At 72.0% G+C, this 15,554-nt stretch carries 19 protein-coding genes and 1 other RNA gene; 11 read left to right on the top strand and 9 right to left on the bottom strand.

The annotated features are described in order from the left end of the window. Positions 1 to 4: 4 nt before the first annotated feature. Complete coding sequence (locus tag ABD875_RS22435; RefSeq protein WP_345182545.1) at positions 5 to 838, top strand: serine/threonine-protein kinase; 834 nt, start codon at positions 5 to 7, stop codon at positions 836 to 838. Here ABD875_RS22435 and ABD875_RS22430 read toward each other — a convergent pair. The 3 genes from ABD875_RS22430 to ABD875_RS22420 are packed head-to-tail and all read right to left on the bottom strand — an operon-like array spanning position 835 to position 3,216. Beyond that, positions 835 to 1,503, bottom strand: a complete 669-nt coding sequence (locus ABD875_RS22430) for a response regulator transcription factor (RefSeq protein ID WP_345182544.1) — start codon at positions 1,501 to 1,503, stop codon at positions 835 to 837. The two genes, ABD875_RS22435 and ABD875_RS22430, sit on opposite strands and share 4 nt — an antisense overlap. Beyond that, complete coding sequence (locus tag ABD875_RS22425; RefSeq protein WP_345182542.1) at positions 1,488 to 2,870, bottom strand: sensor histidine kinase; 1,383 nt, start codon at positions 2,868 to 2,870, stop codon at positions 1,488 to 1,490. Before ABD875_RS22425 ends, ABD875_RS22430 begins: the two co-directional genes overlap by 16 nt. Then, positions 2,857 to 3,216: a hypothetical protein gene (locus tag ABD875_RS22420; protein WP_345182540.1), complete on the bottom strand. Its 360-nt coding sequence runs from the start codon at positions 3,214 to 3,216 to the stop codon at positions 2,857 to 2,859. The genes ABD875_RS22425 and ABD875_RS22420 overlap by 14 nt, the downstream gene beginning before the upstream one ends. An 89-nt stretch (positions 3,217 to 3,305) precedes the next feature. Here ABD875_RS22420 and ABD875_RS22415 point away from each other — a divergent pair, with 89 nt between their 5' ends. Next, positions 3,306 to 4,850 carry an AMP-binding protein gene (locus tag ABD875_RS22415; RefSeq protein WP_345182538.1) on the top strand — a complete coding sequence of 515 codons (1,545 nt, stop codon included), beginning with the start codon at positions 3,306 to 3,308 and terminating at the stop codon, positions 4,848 to 4,850. A 90-nt stretch (positions 4,851 to 4,940) separates the two neighbouring features. Here the strand turns inward: ABD875_RS22415 and ABD875_RS22410 are convergent, their stop codons facing one another. Continuing rightward, on the bottom strand, positions 4,941 to 5,246 hold the full coding sequence (locus tag ABD875_RS22410; RefSeq protein ID WP_345182535.1) for an antibiotic biosynthesis monooxygenase family protein: 306 nt from the start codon (positions 5,244 to 5,246) through the stop codon (positions 4,941 to 4,943). Positions 5,247 to 5,270: 24 nt separating this feature from the next. Between ABD875_RS22410 and ABD875_RS22405 the strand changes: the two genes are divergently transcribed. Genes ABD875_RS22405 through ABD875_RS22395 form a run of 3 tightly spaced genes read left to right on the top strand, consistent with a single transcriptional unit; the run spans position 5,271 to position 8,321 of the window. Continuing rightward, complete coding sequence (locus ABD875_RS22405) at positions 5,271 to 6,389, top strand: Nif3-like dinuclear metal center hexameric protein (protein WP_345182533.1); 1,119 nt, start codon at positions 5,271 to 5,273, stop codon at positions 6,387 to 6,389. Further along, positions 6,367 to 7,155 (top strand): zinc ribbon domain-containing protein, encoded by a 789-nt coding sequence (locus ABD875_RS22400; RefSeq protein WP_425576220.1) that lies wholly within the window; start codon positions 6,367 to 6,369, stop codon positions 7,153 to 7,155. The genes ABD875_RS22405 and ABD875_RS22400 overlap by 23 nt, the downstream gene beginning before the upstream one ends. After that, on the top strand, positions 7,152 to 8,321 hold the full coding sequence (locus tag ABD875_RS22395; protein ID WP_345182529.1) for a bifunctional RNase H/acid phosphatase: 1,170 nt from the start codon (positions 7,152 to 7,154) through the stop codon (positions 8,319 to 8,321). Before ABD875_RS22400 ends, ABD875_RS22395 begins: the two co-directional genes overlap by 4 nt. A gap of 3 nt (positions 8,322 to 8,324) precedes the next feature. Here the strand turns inward: ABD875_RS22395 and yaaA are convergent, their stop codons facing one another. Further along, a complete protein-coding gene (gene yaaA / locus ABD875_RS22390; RefSeq protein WP_345182526.1) occupies positions 8,325 to 9,080 on the bottom strand; it encodes a peroxide stress protein YaaA in 756 nt (251 codons plus the stop codon). 54 nt (positions 9,081 to 9,134) lie between these two features. On the opposite strand from yaaA, the gene ABD875_RS22385 reads away from it, so the two are divergent. Further along, positions 9,135 to 9,611: a carboxymuconolactone decarboxylase family protein gene (locus ABD875_RS22385; protein ID WP_345182524.1), complete on the top strand. Its 477-nt coding sequence runs from the start codon at positions 9,135 to 9,137 to the stop codon at positions 9,609 to 9,611. Positions 9,612 to 9,629: 18 nt separating this feature from the next. After that, complete coding sequence (locus ABD875_RS22380) at positions 9,630 to 11,084, top strand: RNB domain-containing ribonuclease (protein ID WP_345182522.1); 1,455 nt, start codon at positions 9,630 to 9,632, stop codon at positions 11,082 to 11,084. On the opposite strand, the gene ABD875_RS22375 is transcribed toward ABD875_RS22380, so the two are convergent. Then, positions 11,074 to 11,568 (bottom strand): TspO/MBR family protein, encoded by a 495-nt coding sequence (locus tag ABD875_RS22375; RefSeq protein ID WP_345182520.1) that lies wholly within the window; start codon positions 11,566 to 11,568, stop codon positions 11,074 to 11,076. The genes ABD875_RS22380 and ABD875_RS22375 overlap by 11 nt on opposite strands. Before the next feature lie 147 nt (positions 11,569 to 11,715). On the opposite strand from ABD875_RS22375, the gene ABD875_RS22370 reads away from it, so the two are divergent. Next, complete coding sequence (locus ABD875_RS22370) at positions 11,716 to 11,970, top strand: hypothetical protein (protein ID WP_345182518.1); 255 nt, start codon at positions 11,716 to 11,718, stop codon at positions 11,968 to 11,970. Between the two features lie 86 nt (positions 11,971 to 12,056). Here ABD875_RS22370 and rnpB read toward each other — a convergent pair. Beyond that, an RNA gene (gene rnpB, locus ABD875_RS22365) (RNase P RNA component class A) lies at positions 12,057 to 12,435 on the bottom strand. 150 nt (positions 12,436 to 12,585) lie between these two features. Here rnpB and ABD875_RS22360 point away from each other — a divergent pair. After that, positions 12,586 to 12,996, top strand: coding sequence for a tetratricopeptide repeat protein (locus ABD875_RS22360; protein WP_345182516.1), 411 nt, complete (start codon positions 12,586 to 12,588; stop codon positions 12,994 to 12,996). Here the strand turns inward: ABD875_RS22360 and map are convergent. Beyond that, positions 12,980 to 13,840, bottom strand: a complete 861-nt coding sequence (map, locus tag ABD875_RS22355; protein ID WP_379188450.1) for a type I methionyl aminopeptidase — start codon at positions 13,838 to 13,840, stop codon at positions 12,980 to 12,982. The two genes, ABD875_RS22360 and map, sit on opposite strands and share 17 nt — an antisense overlap. Between map and ABD875_RS22350 the strand changes: the two genes are divergently transcribed. Then, the gene (locus ABD875_RS22350; protein ID WP_345182512.1) at positions 13,839 to 14,009 is read left to right on the top strand and encodes an SPOR domain-containing protein; all 171 of its coding nucleotides are present in this window, start codon (positions 13,839 to 13,841) and stop codon (positions 14,007 to 14,009) included. The two genes, map and ABD875_RS22350, sit on opposite strands and share 2 nt — an antisense overlap. Continuing rightward, a complete protein-coding gene (locus ABD875_RS22345) occupies positions 14,009 to 14,245 on the top strand; it encodes a hypothetical protein (RefSeq protein ID WP_345182510.1) in 237 nt (78 codons plus the stop codon). The genes ABD875_RS22350 and ABD875_RS22345 overlap by 1 nt, the downstream gene beginning before the upstream one ends. A 52-nt stretch (positions 14,246 to 14,297) precedes the next feature. Here ABD875_RS22345 and ABD875_RS22340 read toward each other — a convergent pair whose 3' ends face one another. Beyond that, positions 14,298 to 15,461 carry a PQQ-dependent sugar dehydrogenase gene (locus ABD875_RS22340; protein WP_345182508.1) on the bottom strand — a complete coding sequence of 388 codons (1,164 nt, stop codon included), beginning with the start codon at positions 15,459 to 15,461 and terminating at the stop codon, positions 14,298 to 14,300. Positions 15,462 to 15,554 lie beyond the last annotated feature (93 nt).

The raw sequence follows: 15,554 nt of genomic DNA, 5'->3' as shown, positions 1-15,554 counted from the left end.
CACGATGACGAGCTCTGCCTCCTGGGGCTTCGTCGAGGGTGACCCGATCACCGCCGAACTGACGGTCGTCCGTCGGCTCGGCGGCGGGTCCGCCTACGAGGCCTACCTCGCGTTCGACGAGCACACCTACGGGCCGGTCGTGGTCAAGGTCGTCCGGCCGGACCGGGTCGAGGACGACCACAGCCTGCGCGGCCTGGCCCGCGAGGTCGACGCGCTGGCCACCGTGAACCATCCGGTGGTCGTCCGCGGCCTGCGCCACGAGCTGGGCGGCGCCCGCCCGCACGTCGTCCTCGAGCAGGTCGACGGCCCGCGGCTCTCGACGCTGGTACGCCGCTACGGCCGGCTGCCCGAGCACCAGTACCTCCCGCTCGCGATCGAGCTCGCCAGCGCCCTGCAGTACTTGCGCCGGATCGGTTGGACCCACCTGGACGTCAAGCCCAGCAACGTGATCATGGGCGCACCCGCGCGGCTGATCGACCTGTCCGTCGCGCGCCCCGTCGAGGATGCCGCGCGCACCGTGAGGATCGGCACCGACGCCTACTTGGCGCCCGAGCAGTGGGACCCCGAGCGCTACGGCGCCCCCGGCCCGGCCAGCGACGTCTGGGGGCTCGGCGCCACCCTGTTCGAGGCGGTCGCGGGCGAGCGCGCCTACGAGACGTTCGACGACCAGCGCTCCCTGCCCGACCGCACGCCCGCCGAGGTCAGCAAGGTCGTGTACGCCGCCCTCGAGCTCGACCCCGCCAACCGGCCGCTGCCGCACGAGGTCGCCGAGGCGCTCGAGCCGGTACTCGACCGGCAGCCGCCGGCGCGGCTCGGGGGAGGGCTGCGGACGCGCTAGCGGTTGAAGCGGTAGCCCATCCCGCGCACGGTGCTGATGGCCTCGGACCCGAACTTGCGGCGCAGGTAGCCGACGTACACGTCGACGACGTTGGATCCGGGGTCGAAGTCGAGGCCCCAGACGTGGTCGAGGAGCTGCTCGCGGGAGAGGACCTGCCCGGCGTTCAGCATGAAGATCTCGGCCAGCGCGAACTCGCGCGCGGACAGGTCGAGCTCGCGCTCGCCGACCTGCGCGCGGCGGGTGCGCAGGTCGAGGCGTACGCCGCCGGCGGTGAGCGACTCCTGGCGCGGGGCACCGGAGTCCTGCCCCTGGCGCAGCCGCAGCCGCACGCGGGCGAGCAGCTCGGCGAACCGGAACGGCTTCGGCATGTAGTCGTCGGCGCCACCCTCCAGCGCGGACACCGTGTCGCCGACCGAGTCGCGCGCGGTCAGCACGATCACCGGCACCGACGAGCCCTGCGAGCGGAGCTGGTCGAGGACCTCGAAGCCGTCCATGCCGGGCAGCCCGATGTCGAGCACCACCAGGTCGTAGTCGCCGCTCATCGCGTGGTCGAGCCCGTCCCGCCCGTCGCCGACGGTGGTCGTCTGGTGGCCCTCGGCGCGCAGCCCCTTGGCGACGAAGGACGCGATCCGCTCCTCGTCCTCCACGATCAGGATGCGGGCCACGGGTCCTCCTGGGGCAGCGTGATGACGAACCGGGCGCCGGGCTCGGCGTCTTCCACCGTGACACGGCCGCCGTGCGCATGGGCGATCGCGCCGACGATTGAGAGACCCAGGCCGAATCCCTCGTCCCCCGGAGCCACCGCGCTGCGGCCGAACCGCTCGAAGATCCGGTCGCGGTCCTGCGGCGGTACGCCGGGCCCGGTGTCGCGGACCCACAGCCGGGCGACGCTGCCGTCGTACGACGAGCCGATGGCGACCAGGTCGCCGGCGTGGGTGTGCTTCACGGCGTTGTCGGCGAGCTGGAGCACCGCCTGGGTGAGCCGCTGCTCGTCGGCGCGAACCTTGACCGGCGCCGTGCCGTCGAGGGTCCACGCGCGGTCGCCGAGCCCGCGGGCCTTGGTGACCAGATCGCGGGTGAGACCGTCGAGGTCGACGTCGCGCGGCTGCAGGAAGTCGGGCCGGTCGCTCTTCGCGAGCAGGATCAGGTCCCCGACCAGCCGCGACATCCGGTCGATCTCGTCGAGCAGCAGCAGCCGCGTCTCGGCGACGTCCTCAGGACTGCCGGCGTCGAGCAGCTCCAGGTGGCCGCGCAGCACGGTGAGCGGCGTCTTCAGCTCGTGGCCGGCGTCGTCCAGGAACTGGCGCTGCCCGACGAACGCCCCCTCCAGCCGGTCGAGCATCCCGTTGAACGTCAGCGTCAGCGCGGTGATGTCGTCGTTGCCGGTGACCGGCAGCCGACGCGACAGGTCGGTCTCGGAGATGTCCTCGGCGGTCTCGCGCAGGGTCCGCAGCGGGGAGAGCAGCCGTCCCGAGACCCACCACGCCACCGCGGTCACCATCAGGAGCGCCAGGCCGGCGACGATCGCGTAGGTGCGCATCGTGTCGTGCAGCCCGGCTCGGGCGCGGTCGAGGTAGGTCACCACCACCAGCGCGCCGGTCGTGCCGGCTCCGTCGAGGCTCTGCACGCTGACCTCGAGCTCGCCGAGGTCGGTGTCGATACGGCTGGTGCCGTTGTCGGCAAGGTGGGAGCGCACGGTCTCCACGAGCGCGGCGTTGTCGCTGACCGGGTCGTCCCGAGGCGACACGGCGGCGACCTGGTCGTCCCACCAGCCGACCAGCACCTCGTTCTCGTCCGGCACGTTGCGGAGCATGAACTGCCGGATCATGGCCTCGGGACCGTCGAACGTCTGCCGCTCCTGGAGCTGCGCCAGCTCGGCGAACTCCTGCTCGGTCTCGGCCGTGATCGCCTGGTCCAGGCGCTGCGACTCGATCGTGTAGACGACGACGCCGGCCACCACCAGCCCGACCAGGGTCAGGGCCGCGACCGTGGCGGTGATCCGGGCGCGGACCGAGAGGCTAGTCCTCGCCACCGTGCCCGCTGTCGTCGTCGCGGTCGTCGTCGCGGTCGTCGTCCTCGCCACCGCGGCCGCTGTGGTCCTCGCCGTCGTCGTCCCCGTGGTCGTCGTGGTCGTCGAAGTCCTCGTACTCGGGTGTGATCACCTCGACGTCGTCGCTCTGCTGGGCGGGCTCGGGCGTCTTGCCGGGCTTCGGCGTCGGCTTCGGCGTGGGCGTCGGCGTGGGGCTCGGCTCCTGGATCTGGATGGTCTCCCGCGGAGCAGGGTCGTCGGCCGCGGACGCGACGAGGGAGCCCGCGACGTACGCCACCATCGGGACGACGAGCGCGAGCCCGAGCAGCACCTTCCAGAACGTCTTCATGTCCCCACCATCCTCCCTGATCGTGGGGTGTCGATGAGACCTCGATGAGAGGACTCTCATGGCGCCTGCCGATGGCTACAGTGGCGAGCATGATCGTCCCGTTCAGCGTCTCGGACTTCATCGACCGCGCGGTGCAGGTGTACGGCGAGCGCATCGGCGTCGTCGACGAGCCGGACCAGCCTGCGCCGAGCCTCGGTGAGCTCACCTACGCCCAGCTCGGCCAGCGGGCGCGGATGCAGGCCGCGATGCTCGACAAGCTGGGCCTGGAGGTCGGTGACCGGGTGGCGATCGTCAGCCACAACAGCGCCCGGCTGCTGAGCGCGTTCTTCGGAGTCAGCGGCTCGGGCCGCGTGCTGGTGCCGGTGAACTTCCGGCTGCGTCCCGACGAGGTGACGTACATCGTCGCCCACTCCGGCGCCCGGGTGCTGCTCGTCGACCCCGAGCTCGAGGAGTCGCTGAAGGACGTCGAGGCGGAGTTCAAGTTCGTGCTCGGCGATCCCGCCGCGCTCGACGTGCCCGAGGACGCCGTACCCCGTCCCTGGGAGCCGGACGAGAACGCCACCGCGACGATCAACTACACCTCCGGCACGACCGCGCGACCCAAGGGCGTGCAGATCACCCACCGCAACATCTGGGTCAACGCGGTGACGTTCGCACTGCACGCCGGCGTCAACGACCGCGACGTCTACCTGCACACGCTGCCGATGTTCCACGCCAACGGGTGGGGAATGCCGTTCGCGATGACCGGCCTGGGTGTCAAGCAGGTCGTGCTGCGCAAGATCGACGGCGCCGAGATCCTCCGCCGGGTGCGCGACCACGGCGTGACCGTGATGTGCGCGGCGCCGGCGGTCGCCGCGGCCGTGCTCGACGCCGCGCAGACGTGGGAGGGCGAGATCCCCGGCCGCGACAAGGTCCGCATCATCATGGCCGGCGCCCCGCCGCCGACGAAGACCGTCGCGCGCGTCGAGGAGGAGCTGGGCTGGGAGTTCATCCAGATCTACGGCCTCACGGAGACCTCACCGCTGCTGACGATCAACCGCTCCCGCGCCGAGTGGGACGACCTCGACCCGCTGGAAAAGGCGACCAGGCTGACCCGGGCCGGCGCGCCCGCGATCGGCGTACGCCTGAAGATCTCGGAGGACGACGAGAACGCGGGCGAGGTGCTCGCCCGGTCGAACGTCGTGCTCGAGGGCTACTGGGAGCAGCCCGAGGAGAGCGCGAAGGCGCTGGCCGACGGGTGGTTCCACACCGGCGACGGCGGCGTGATCGGCGACGACGGCTACCTCACGATCAGCGACCGCAAGAAGGACGTGATCATCACCGGCGGCGAGAACGTCTCGAGCATCGAGGTCGAGGACGTGCTGTTCTCCCACCCGCAGGTCGCCGAGGTCGCGGTCATCGGGGTGCCGAGCGAGAAGTGGGGCGAGACGATCAAGGCCCTCGTCGTGCTCGCCGAGGACGCCACGGTGACCGAGGCCGAGCTGATCGCCTGGTGCAAGGAGAAGGCCGCCGGCTACAAGGCGCCGACGTCGATCGAGTTCCGCGAGGTCCTGGCGCGCACGGCGACCGGCAAGCTGCAGAAGTTCAAGCTGCGCGCGCCGTACTGGGAGGGCTACGAGCGCCAGGTGAACTAGGCGGGCGCTGTCGGTTTCCCCGGTGCACCGGGGAAACCGGCACTTCTCGGCCGTTGCAACGCCTGAGAAGTGACAGGTTTGCCCGAGAAGTCAGCTCTTCTTGACGTCCAGCACGACCTCGAACTCGAGCAGCTCGGCGCCGGTCGAGACCGGGTTCGCGCGCTCGCCGGCGTGGGCGCGGATCGCGTCGCCGTCGCGCCAGGCGGCGAACGACTCCTCGTCCTCCCACTGGGTGACGACGAAGTAGCGGTCCTCGCCCTTGACCGGGCGGAGCAGCTGGAAGCCGAGGAACCCAGGGGTGCCGTCGACGGTGTGGGCGCGGTTCGAGAACCGCTTCTCGAGCTCCTCGTGCGCCTGCGGCGGGACGGAGATGGCGTTGATCTTCACGACGGGCATGTCGGCGACAGTAGCCTGACGCCCATGCCCGCGCTCAAGGACGTCGTCGACCTGCTGCACGGCTGGTACCCGCCCGCCACCGCCGACTCCTGGGACGCGGTGGGCCTGGTGTGCGGGCATCCGGGCCAAGGCGTCGAGAAGGTCATGTTCGCCGTCGACCCGACGCTCGAGGTCGCGCGCGAGGCCGTCGACTGGGGTGCGGACCTGCTGGTGGTGCACCACCCGCTGTTCCTCAAGCCCGTGCACGGGTTCGCGGCGACGACCCCGAAGGGGCGCACGGTCAGCCGCCTGATGGGCGCCGACTGCGCGCTGCTCACCGCGCACACGAACGCCGACCAGGCCGTCGGGGGAGTCTCCGAGGCGATGGCGCTCGCGCTCGGGCTGACCGATCTCGCACCGATCGTGCCCGCGCCCGCCGACGCGATGGACAAGCTGACGACGTACGTCCCCCTCGACTCCGCCGAGGCGCTGCGCGCCGCGCTCGCCGCCGCCGGCGCGGGACGGATCGGCGACTACGACCAGGCCTCGTTCTCGACGTCGGGCCAGGGCAGGTTCCGCCCCCTGGCGGGCGCGAGCCCCGTGCTCGGCTCGGTCGGCACCGCCGAGACGGTCGCCGAGGAGCGGATCGAGGTCGTGCTGCCCCGGCCGCTGCGCAGCCACGTGGTGCGGGCGCTGCTGGCCGCGCACCCGTACGAGGAGCCGGCGTACGACGTGGTCGAGCTGGCCGACCCCGGCCTCGCCGGCACCGGCACCGGGCGGATCGGCACGGTGCCGGAGACCACGCTGCGCGAGTTCGCCCAGTCGGTCGCGTCCGCACTGCCCGAGACCGCCCAGGGCGTGCGCGTGGCCGGCGACCCGGACCGGCCGGTACGACGGGTCGCGGTGTGCGGGGGAGCGGGCGACTTCCTGCTCGACACCGTCGCGCGCACCGACGCGGACGTGTACGTCACCAGCGACCTGCGCCACCACCCGGCCAGCGAGTTCGGCGAGCGGGACGGGGCCGCGCTCGTCGACGTCGCGCACTGGGCGGCCGAGTGGACGTGGCTCCCGGTGGTGGAGGCGCGGCTGCGCGCGGCGCTGGACGATACGGTGGAGACCCGGGTGAGCACCATCCGGACCGATCCCTGGCAGTTCCAGATCTGACCCATCGCTTGAGGAGCACCCGCTGAAAGCCGAACCGTCCGCCCAACTCGAGCTCCTCAACCTGCAGGGGCTCGACGCCCGAGCCGACCAGCTGCGCCACCAGCGCGCCACGCTGCCGGAGCTCGCGGAGATCGCCGAGATCGAGAAGCGCCGTACCGACGTCGACAACCGCGCCCGCGACGCTCGGATCGCCGTCGACGACCTGACCGCCGAGCAGGCGAAGGTCGACGCCGACGTCGAGGCCGTGAAGGCCCGGCGCACCCGCGACCGCGACCGGATGGACCAGGGGCTGATCACCAACCCCAAGGACCTGGAGCGGATGCAGCACGAGCTGGAGTCGCTGGAGCGCCGGATCTCCACGCTGGAGGACGAGGAGCTGGAGGTGATGGCCCGGCTCGAGGACGCGCAGCGCGACCTCGACGCGCTCACCGCCCAGGTCGCCGAGGCCGACGAGCAGCTCGCCACCCTCGCGACGGCTCGCGACGCGAAGCTGGCCGAGATCGACGCCGAGCTCACCACGGTCGTCGCCGACCGCGACCCGGTGGCCGCGGGCCTGCCGGACGACCTCCTCGCGCTCTACGACAAGCTGCGCGCGCAGAAGGGCGGCGTCGGCGCCGCCGAGCTCCGTCAGCGCCGCTGCACCGGCTGCCAGCTCGGCATCGACAACGCCGAGCTCGCCGTGATCGCTGCGGCTCCCGACGACCAGGTCATCCGCTGCGAGGAGTGCTCGCGGATCCTGGTGCGGACCCCCGAGTCGGGCCTGTGACCGGACCCCGCTCCGTCATCATCGAGGCGGACGGCGGCTCGCGCGGCAATCCCGGCCCGGCCGGGTACGGCGCGGTCCTCCGCGACGCCGAGACCGGCGAGGTGCTCGCCGAGGACGGCAGCACGATCGGCGTCGCGACCAACAACGTCGCGGAGTACTCCGGGCTGATCGCCGGGCTCCGGATGGCCGAGGAGTACGCCCCCGAGGCCGACATCGAGGTCCGGATGGACTCCAAGCTCGTCGTCGAGCAGATGTCGGGCCGCTGGAAGATCAAGCACCCCGACATGCGGCCGCTCGCCGAGGAGGCGAACCGGCTGGCGCCGTTCGGCACGACCTACACCTGGGTGCCGCGCGAGCAGAACAAGCACGCCGACCGGCTCGCCAACGAGGCGCTGGACGGCAAGCGCAGCGGTGTCACCGTGGCCGGCGAGGTCGATCCGGCGGAGTCCTTGATCGAGGAGGTCGAGTCGCCCGCGCCGTCGATCCAGGCGCAGACGCAGGGCTGGGGTCGCAACGCCGGTACGCCGACCACGATCGTGCTGGTGCGCCACGGTGTCACGCCGCACACGGTGGAGAAGCGGTTCTCCGGCGGCCTGGCCAGCGCCAACCCGGGGTTGAGCGACGAGGGCAAGGCCCAGATCCGGGCGGTGGCCGACTGGCTGGCGCCGCTCGCCGACCGGGTCGACGCGGTCGTCGCGTCCCCGGTGCGCCGTACCCTCGAGTCGGCCGAGATCCTCGCGGAGCGGCTCGGTCACGAGATCGAGGTGGAGCCCGGGTTCGCCGAGATGGAGTTCGGCGTCTGGGACGGGCTGACGTTCACGGAGGTGGGGGAGAAGTACCCCGACGACCTCACCGCGTGGCTCGGGTCGCTGGACTTCGCGCCCCAGGGCGGCGAGTCGTTCCGGACCGTGCAGACCCGCGTGCTCGACGGGCTGGCGCGCGTCCTGGACCAGCACGCCGGCAAGACCGTGGTCGTGGTGTCGCACGTGACGCCGATCAAGACCCTGGTCGCGCACGCCGTCGACGCGCCCCTGGAGGCGGTGTTCCGCATGGAGCTCACGCCCGCGTCGGTCACGGTGCTGTCGTGGTTCAACGGCACCGCGTCGATGCGCATGTACAACGCGCTCCCGCCCGGCAACGACGTGTTCGCCGGGTCGAAGTGGTAGCGGCTACAGCTCGCTGACGACGACGTCGAGCTGGCTGCCGTCCTCCTCGACCACCCAGCCGAGGTCACGCAGCGCAGCGGCCAGCCTGGCCGGCGTGCGCGGGTCGGCGCCGGACTCGAGCAGGGCCCGCACGATCCGGCCCTTGGTCGCCTTGTTGAAGTGGCTGACCACCTTGCGCTGGCCGTTGTGCTCGTGGAGCACGCGCACCGTGGCGGTCCTGACGCCCGCGGGCCGCCAGAAGCTCACGTACGTCCCGGAGCGCAGGTCGACGAGCAGCCCGCTGCCGACCGTCTCGGTCACGACGGGGCCGAGGTGCTCGCGCCACACGCCCGCGACCGGGCCGAGGCCGGGGAGGGTGCAGTCGCCGGAGAGGCGGTACGACGGGATCCGGTCCGCCGGACGGACCAGGCCGAACAGGCTGGAGGTGACCGCGACCCGGGTGTTCGCGCGCCGCTTGGCGCCGGTCGACAGCGTCGCGAAGTCGAGAGCGTCGTACACGACGCCGGTGTAGACCTGGTCGGCCCGCGCGGTCGGCGCGCTGCGCAGCCGGCGGTTCAGCTCGACCAGGTCGAGCTGCGTCGTACCGATGCCGAGGGTCTTGGCCGCGACGTCCGGGTCGCCCTCGCACAGCTCGACGAGTGCTTCGAGGACGCGCTCGCGGGGTGCGGTCAGGTCGGCGAAGTCGAGCGTCGACAGGTCGAGGGGCTTGCCGCGGCGGGCGGCGGCCTTGCCCTCGCTGGGGGGCAGCAGGATCAGCACCGGGGAAGTTTCCCAGAGGTGTCACAGGCCACCGCCGGCCGGTGTCTTGATGGCATGACCGAGACACGATTCGACCTGTTCAGCTCCGAGCTCATGACGGGCTTCGTCCGACGGTTCCAGGGGGCCTCGATGGTCGCCGAGGGATCCACCCTGCCGAAGGAGGTGCGTGAGCTGGTGCGGATCCGCGCCAGCCAGATCAACGGCTGCGGCATGTGCCTGGACATGCACACCAAAGAGGCGCTGGCCGACGGCGAGGACCAGACCCGGGTCCTCCTGGTCGCCGCCTGGCGCGAGGCCACGGTGTTCTCCGAGGCCGAGCGGGCGGCGCTGGCGCTCGCCGAGGAGGGCACCCGGGTCGCCGACGCCTCGACCGGCGTCAGCGACGACACCTGGCAGGCGGTGCGCAAGCACTACGACGACGAGCAGGTGGCCGCGCTGATCGCGATCATCGCCGTGATCAACGCCTGGAACCGGCTCAACGTCATCGCGGGCACTCCCGCCGGTGGCTACCAGCCCGGAATGTTCGGGTAGGTGCCCTAGGGTCGGGGTATGCCGAGCTCCCGCGTCGTCCGGGTCCGATCCGTCGACGACGGCGTCGCCGCCCACCGGCTGCGCGCCGGCATCCAGCGCATCCAGGACGAGCTCGGGGTGACCCCCGAGTTCCCGCCCGAGGTCGAGGCGGCCGCCCAGGCGGCCGCCTCGGCCCCCCGGCTGCCGGACCTGGACCGCACCGACCTCCCGTTCGTCACGATCGACCCCGAGTCCGCGATGGACCTCGACCAGGCGCTGCACATCGAGACCGACGGCGACGGGTTCGTGGTGCACTACGCGATCGCCGACGTCGCGGCGTTCGTCCAGCCCGGTGATCCCGTCGACGTGGAGGCGAACCTCCGCGGCGAGACCCTGTACGGCGCGGACTCGAAGGTCCCGCTGCACCCGAAGGTGCTCTCCGAGGGCGCCGCGTCGCTGCTGCCCGACCAGGTGCGGCCCGCCGTCCTGTGGACGATCCGGCTCAACGCGCACGGTGAGCGCACCGACGTCCAGGTCGAGCGCGCGCTGGTCCGCTCGACCGCGAAGCTGTCGTACGAAGCCGTGCAGGCCGATCTCGACGCCGGCCGCGTCGAGGGGACGCTCGCCCACCTCCGGACCGTCGGCGAGCTGCGGCTGGCCCGCGAGGCCGCGCGCGGCGGGGTCGCGCTGCCGCTGCCCGAGCAGGAGGTCGACATCCAGGGCGAGCGCTGGCACCTCGACTTCCGCGAGCAGCTGCCCGTCGAGCGGTGGAACGCGCAGATCTCGCTGCTCACGGGGTACGCCGCCGCGTCGCTCATGGTCTACGCCCGCGTCGGGCTGCTGCGGACGCTGCCGCCGCCGGACCCGCACGACGTGCAGCGGCTGCACCGCACCGCCCGCGCGCTCGGCATCGAGTGGCCGGCCGAGCTGCTCTACCCCGACTTCATCCGATCGCTCGACCCCGAGCTGCCCACGCACGCCGCGATGGTCAACGCCAGCGCCCGGCTGCTGCGGGGGAGCGGGTACGTCGCGTTCGACGGCGAGGTGCCCGCCCAGCCCCAGCACGCGGCGCTGGCGTCCGAGTACGCCCACGTGACCGCGCCGCTGCGGCGGCTCGGCGACCGGTACACCACCGAGGTGTGCCTGGCGCTCTGCGCCGGCACCGACGTCCCGGACTGGGTGCTCGCCGCCCTCCCCGGGCTGCCGAAGACGCTGGCGTCCTCGGGCAGCCGGTCGCGCGCCTACGAGCGCGCGGTGCTCGACCTCGTCGAGGCGGGCGTCCTCTCCGAGCGGGTCGGCCAGGAGTTCCCCGGCGTGATCGTCGACGTCGACGAGAAGGACCCCCAGCGCGGGGTCGCGCTGGTCCACGACCCCGACGTGGAGGCGCGCGTGGTGGGCACCGCGCCGCTGCCGCTCGGCACCGACGTGCGGCTGCGGCTGACCGTGGCGGACGTCGAGACCCGCCGGATCGAGTTCGCGCTCGTCAGCGGTTGAGCCACCAGATCGACGCGTTCAGGCAGGTCGCGAACGCGACCCAGGCCGCGTAGGGGACCAGCAGCAGCGCCGCCGGGCGCGACCGGCTCCAGAACTGCGCGATCGTCACGCCGATCGCGGCCAGCAGCAGCACGATCTCGACCAGGGCGACGCCGTACCAGCCCGCGGCGAAGAACAGCGGCGTCCACGCGGCGTTGAGCACCAGCTGGACGACGTACGGCGCCATCGCGGCGTCGATGCCCACCCGGCGCCACACCAGCCACCCGGACAGGGCGATCATCGCGTAGAGGGTCGTCCAGACCGGCCCGAAGACGGCGCTCGGTGGCGCGAACGGCGGCAGGTCGAGGCGGTCGTAGGTCTGGCCGCTGTTGCTCGCGGCCACCCCGCCGAGCGCGGCGACGATCACCACCGCCGCGGCGTACCCGAGGAGGGCGAGCCAGCTGGGCAGTCCTCGGTGCGGCCTGGTCAGCGCGGAGTCGCTCATGGTGTCCCGGTGCCCGATCCGGTGCCGGTGATGCCCGGGGTTGTCTGGTCCGGTGCCCCGGAATGCTCAAGCCCGGCGCAGGTGGGGCCGATGAGTCAGGTGGCGACACCGCCAGACGACGATCTCGGGCAGACGAGGAGGACCACCATGGCACCGACCCCACCGGTCCTCATCGGCGCGGACATCGAGGAGCTCCTCGACAACCACTTCAAGGTGATCGCTGCGGAGATCCCCGGGATCCTCGACCTGATCGAGCGCTACACGATGCGCATCGCGCGGCAGGAGGGCGCCGCGCGAGACGTCCTCGTGGGCGAGTTCCGGGAACGCCTGCTCGGGCAGATCCGCAGCAGGTTCACGGTGGTGTTGGCCTCCGATGAACGGCGCCTCGACAAGATCGCCTGACGCGACACATGCCCGCTTGACCTCCTGGCTTCTCGGAATTCGGTCCTGAAGCCAGGAGGTCGAGTGCAATTTCGGGCCCGGTGGGGCGGACGGGCTGGCCTGTAGGCCGGGTTCTGTACGCCGAAGCGTGGCGACCATCCATCTACGAGTGCCGTTGCCGACACCCTCCAGCGATCTACCCGCGCACTCGGGCGGGCCGCCCTCGAACGTGCGCGCATCCCGTGCAAGCACGGGACTTCTTGATCTTGCTCCAGGTGGGGTTTACCGATCCGGCCGAGTCACCCCGGTCGCTGGTGGTCTCTTACACCACCGTTTCACCCTTACCGCCGGGCGAGCCCGGTGGCGGTTTGTTTTCTGTGGCACTGTCCCGCGGGTTGCCCCGGGTGGGTGTTACCCACCACCTTGCCCTGTGGAGCCCGGACCTTCCTCGGGGAGTTGCCTCCACGCGGTCGCCCGGCCAGCCCATCCGCAGGGCAAGGGTAGCCACCCGGCCCCCGGACGTCATGCGGGCGGGGGATGGGGAGACACTGTTCGTGTGACGCCGAGGCGACCGCGGAATGCCGCGCGACTCCCGGCTGTTCCAGCGGATCCTGTACGACGACCCCTGGAGGTGTGATGACTGACGAGCTGCGGCCCCCGCCGATCGTCTTCCCCGGCCAGACCGGGCCGGAGTCGGCGTACCGCACCGCGTTCGACCTGCTCGAGCGGCGCGCCCCCAAGGAGGCGCTCGAGCTGCTGGAGCCTGCCCTGGAGCAGGAGCCCGAGAACGCCGGCCTGCGGTCGCTGCGTGCCTGGGCCTACCTGATGCGCGCCCAGCTCCAGAAGGCCGAGACCGAGCTGACCTGGCTGGTCGAGCACGACCCGTCGGACGACTGGTCGCGGCACGCGCTCGGCCGCTCGCTGGAGCGGCAGAGCCGGTACACCGAGGCGCTGCCGCACCTGCGCCTCGCGGCTGCGATGACCGGGGACCCCGACCACTGGCTGTCGGTGTTCCGGGTCGAGCAGCTGCTCAACCCGCCTGAGTGAGGATCTCGGCACCGGTCGGGGTGACCACCAGCGTGTGCTCGAACTGAGCGCTGCGCCGCCGGTCCTTCGTGACCACGGTCCAGCCGTCGTCCCACATCTCCCACTCGTGGGTGCCGAGGTTGAGCATCGGCTCGATGGTGAAGGTCATCCCGACCTCGATCAGCTCGTCGTGCTCGGGGTCGTCGTAGTGCGGCACGACCAGCCCGCTGTGGAACGACGTGCCGATCCCGTGGCCGGTGAACTCGCGGACCACGCCGTACCCGAACCGCGCGGCGTACGACTCGATCACGCGGCCGATCACGTTGATCCGGCGGCCGGGCTTCACGGCCCTGATGCCGCGCTCCAGGGCCTCGCGGGTCCGCTCCACGAGCAGCCGCGACTCCTCGTCGACCTCGCCTGCGAGGAACGTGGCGTTCGTGTCGCCGTGCACGCCGTCGAGGTACGCCGTGATGTCGATGTTGACGATGTCGCCGTCCTGCACGACCTGCTCGCCGGGGATGCCGTGGCAGATGACCTCGTTGACGCTGGAGCACAGCGACTTCGGGAAGCCGCGGTAGCCCAGCGTGGACGGGTACGCGCCGTGGTCGCACAGGAACTCGTGGCCGATCCGGTCCAGCTCGTCGGTGGTCACGCCCGGGACGACGTGCGCGCCGACCAGGTCCCGCGCCTGCGCCGCGAGCCGGCCGGCGACCCGCATCCGCTCGATGGTGTCGGCGTCCTTGACCTCGGGTCCGGTGTAGCGCTCCGGGGCTGCCTTGCCGACGTACTCCGGTCGCGGGATCGACGCGGGCACAGCGCGGAGCACCGGGGAGGTCACGGACGCGAGTGTAGTTTCTGTTGACATGAGTGCGTTCTGGTACTGCGTGAAGCACCGACGGGTCGAGGACGACACGAACCTCTGCCCGCCGATCGACCGCCTCGGCCCCTACGCCACCCGTGAGGAGGCCGAGGACGCCCTCGCGATCGCCGAGCGGCGCAACGAGGACTGGGACGCGCAGGACGACGACGACTGATGGACCGGGCCGACCCGTGGGCCTTCGTCGGCATGGCCGGCATGGCCTGCGCGTTCTTCCTGTACGCCGCGAGCCTCACGTTCGCGGCGTGGTGGGTCGTGGCCCTGCTGATGCTGGTCTGGGCGGCGCTGCTGCTGGTGGCGACCGCGTGGTGGACGCCGCACCCGCGCCTGGTCCCGGTCGTCGCCGCCGTCGCGGTGCTGGTCTGGGTGGGCGCGGTCGCGCTCGTCGCCTAGGCCGTACTCCTGACGCCGTCCTGCCCTGTGGACCAGAGCAGCGTGGCGCGGGTCAGCGGCGCGGCCGGACCGCCAGGATCGCGTCGTTGCCGCCGCCGTTGTCGGTGGTGACGTAGAAGACCGAGCCCGGCCCGTCGACGACGGTGCGGATCCGGCCGAACTCGCGCAGCGCCGGCGGCACCCGGACGCCCTGGAGCCTGCCCGAGGCGGAGAGCTTCAGGAACAGCACCCGCTCGGCCTTGAGCCCGGCGACCGCGAACGTGCCGTCGTACGCACCGAGCCGCTTGCCGTAGACGAAGCCGCCGCCGGAGGTGGCCACGGTCGGGTCGCCGGAGCTCCAGGCCGCGTTGCGCTGCCGGCCGGGCAGCGACTGGTCGGTCATCGGGACGCTCTCGTCGTAGCCGGGGACGGGGTGCCAGCCGTAGTCGCCACCGTTGCGGAGCAGGTTCACCTCGTCGTCGCGGTACGAGCCCTGCTCGACCGACCACAGGGTGCCGTCACGGCGCTGGTCGAGGCCCTGCACGTTGCGGTGGCCGTAGGTGTGGACGAAGCGCTTGTTGCGGTTGCTCGACCGCGCGAACGGGTTGCTGGCACACGGCCGGCCGGACAGCTGGAGGCACAGCGTCTTGCCGCCGAGCGACTTCTTGTTCCGGGGGTTCGCACCGACGGCGGCGTCGCCGGTGCCGACGTAGAGCTTCGTGCCGACCGCGAGCACCCGGCAGCCGCCGTGCCGCCCGCTGGTGGCCGGGAAGCCGCCGATCATCCGCTTGCTGTCGGTGACCCGCGTGAGGGCGGCGTTCAGCGTCCAGCGCATGACCCGGACGTCGTGGCCACCACCGGTCGTGCCGCCCTGGCACGTGTAGAAGCGGTGGTTGCGCTTGAATCGGGGGTCGAGGTCGAGGCCCATCAGGCCCGTCTCGCCCGACACCCACACCGACCCGCTGGGGAAGCCGCGGAGGACCCGTGAGCGGCCGTCGGCCCAGATCGAGACGGTCGCCCGGTCGCGCTGGGTGTAGATCAGCCGGCCCTGTCCGATCGGGCGCACGTCCCAGGGATGGTCGAGCCCGGTGACCAGCCGCTTCACGACCAGCCCGGGGACAGCGGCGCGCTGCTGGATCCGGGAGGGGTGTTCGGAGGTCGACGTCGCGGCGGCGGCAGGTGCCGCGGCCAGGGTGAGTCCGAGAGTCGCGGCCAGTCCGAGAACGAGGGTGCGCATGCCCGCACGGTAACCAGTACAGGTGAAAAGCAGGCCCATCGTCGCGATCTGACCTCCTTCTTGGCTCATCTTCGAGCACGGGTTGCCGATGGG

Source organism: Nocardioides caricicola (assembly GCF_039541135.1).
In the GTDB taxonomy this organism is placed as follows: domain Bacteria; phylum Actinomycetota; class Actinomycetes; order Propionibacteriales; family Nocardioidaceae; genus Nocardioides; species Nocardioides caricicola.
Note: the sequence above shows the minus strand (reverse complement) of the source record. Positions and strands in the feature narration are given on the sequence as shown.

What these genes read in the sequence shown, in the direction of transcription:
- ABD875_RS22435 (WP_345182545.1), top strand. Translation starts at nt 5, where the DNA reads ATGACGAGCTCTGCCTCCTGGGGCTTCGTCGAGGGTGACCCGATCACC.
- ABD875_RS22420 (WP_345182540.1), bottom strand. Translation starts at nt 3,216, where the DNA reads ATGAAGACGTTCTGGAAGGTGCTGCTCGGGCTCGCGCTCGTCGTCCCG.
- ABD875_RS22415 (WP_345182538.1), top strand. Translation starts at nt 3,306, where the DNA reads ATGATCGTCCCGTTCAGCGTCTCGGACTTCATCGACCGCGCGGTGCAG.
- ABD875_RS22410 (WP_345182535.1), bottom strand. Translation starts at nt 5,246, where the DNA reads ATGCCCGTCGTGAAGATCAACGCCATCTCCGTCCCGCCGCAGGCGCAC.
- ABD875_RS22405 (WP_345182533.1), top strand. Translation starts at nt 5,271, where the DNA reads ATGCCCGCGCTCAAGGACGTCGTCGACCTGCTGCACGGCTGGTACCCG.
- ABD875_RS22385 (WP_345182524.1), top strand. Translation starts at nt 9,135, where the DNA reads ATGACCGAGACACGATTCGACCTGTTCAGCTCCGAGCTCATGACGGGC.
- ABD875_RS22380 (WP_345182522.1), top strand. Translation starts at nt 9,630, where the DNA reads ATGCCGAGCTCCCGCGTCGTCCGGGTCCGATCCGTCGACGACGGCGTC.
- ABD875_RS22375 (WP_345182520.1), bottom strand. Translation starts at nt 11,568, where the DNA reads ATGAGCGACTCCGCGCTGACCAGGCCGCACCGAGGACTGCCCAGCTGG.
- ABD875_RS22370 (WP_345182518.1), top strand. Translation starts at nt 11,716, where the DNA reads ATGGCACCGACCCCACCGGTCCTCATCGGCGCGGACATCGAGGAGCTC.
- ABD875_RS22360 (WP_345182516.1), top strand. Translation starts at nt 12,586, where the DNA reads ATGACTGACGAGCTGCGGCCCCCGCCGATCGTCTTCCCCGGCCAGACC.
- ABD875_RS22350 (WP_345182512.1), top strand. Translation starts at nt 13,839, where the DNA reads ATGAGTGCGTTCTGGTACTGCGTGAAGCACCGACGGGTCGAGGACGAC.
- map (WP_379188450.1), bottom strand. Translation starts at nt 13,840, where the DNA reads ATGTCAACAGAAACTACACTCGCGTCCGTGACCTCCCCGGTGCTCCGC.
- ABD875_RS22345 (WP_345182510.1), top strand. Translation starts at nt 14,009, where the DNA reads ATGGACCGGGCCGACCCGTGGGCCTTCGTCGGCATGGCCGGCATGGCC.
- ABD875_RS22340 (WP_345182508.1), bottom strand. Translation starts at nt 15,461, where the DNA reads ATGCGCACCCTCGTTCTCGGACTGGCCGCGACTCTCGGACTCACCCTG.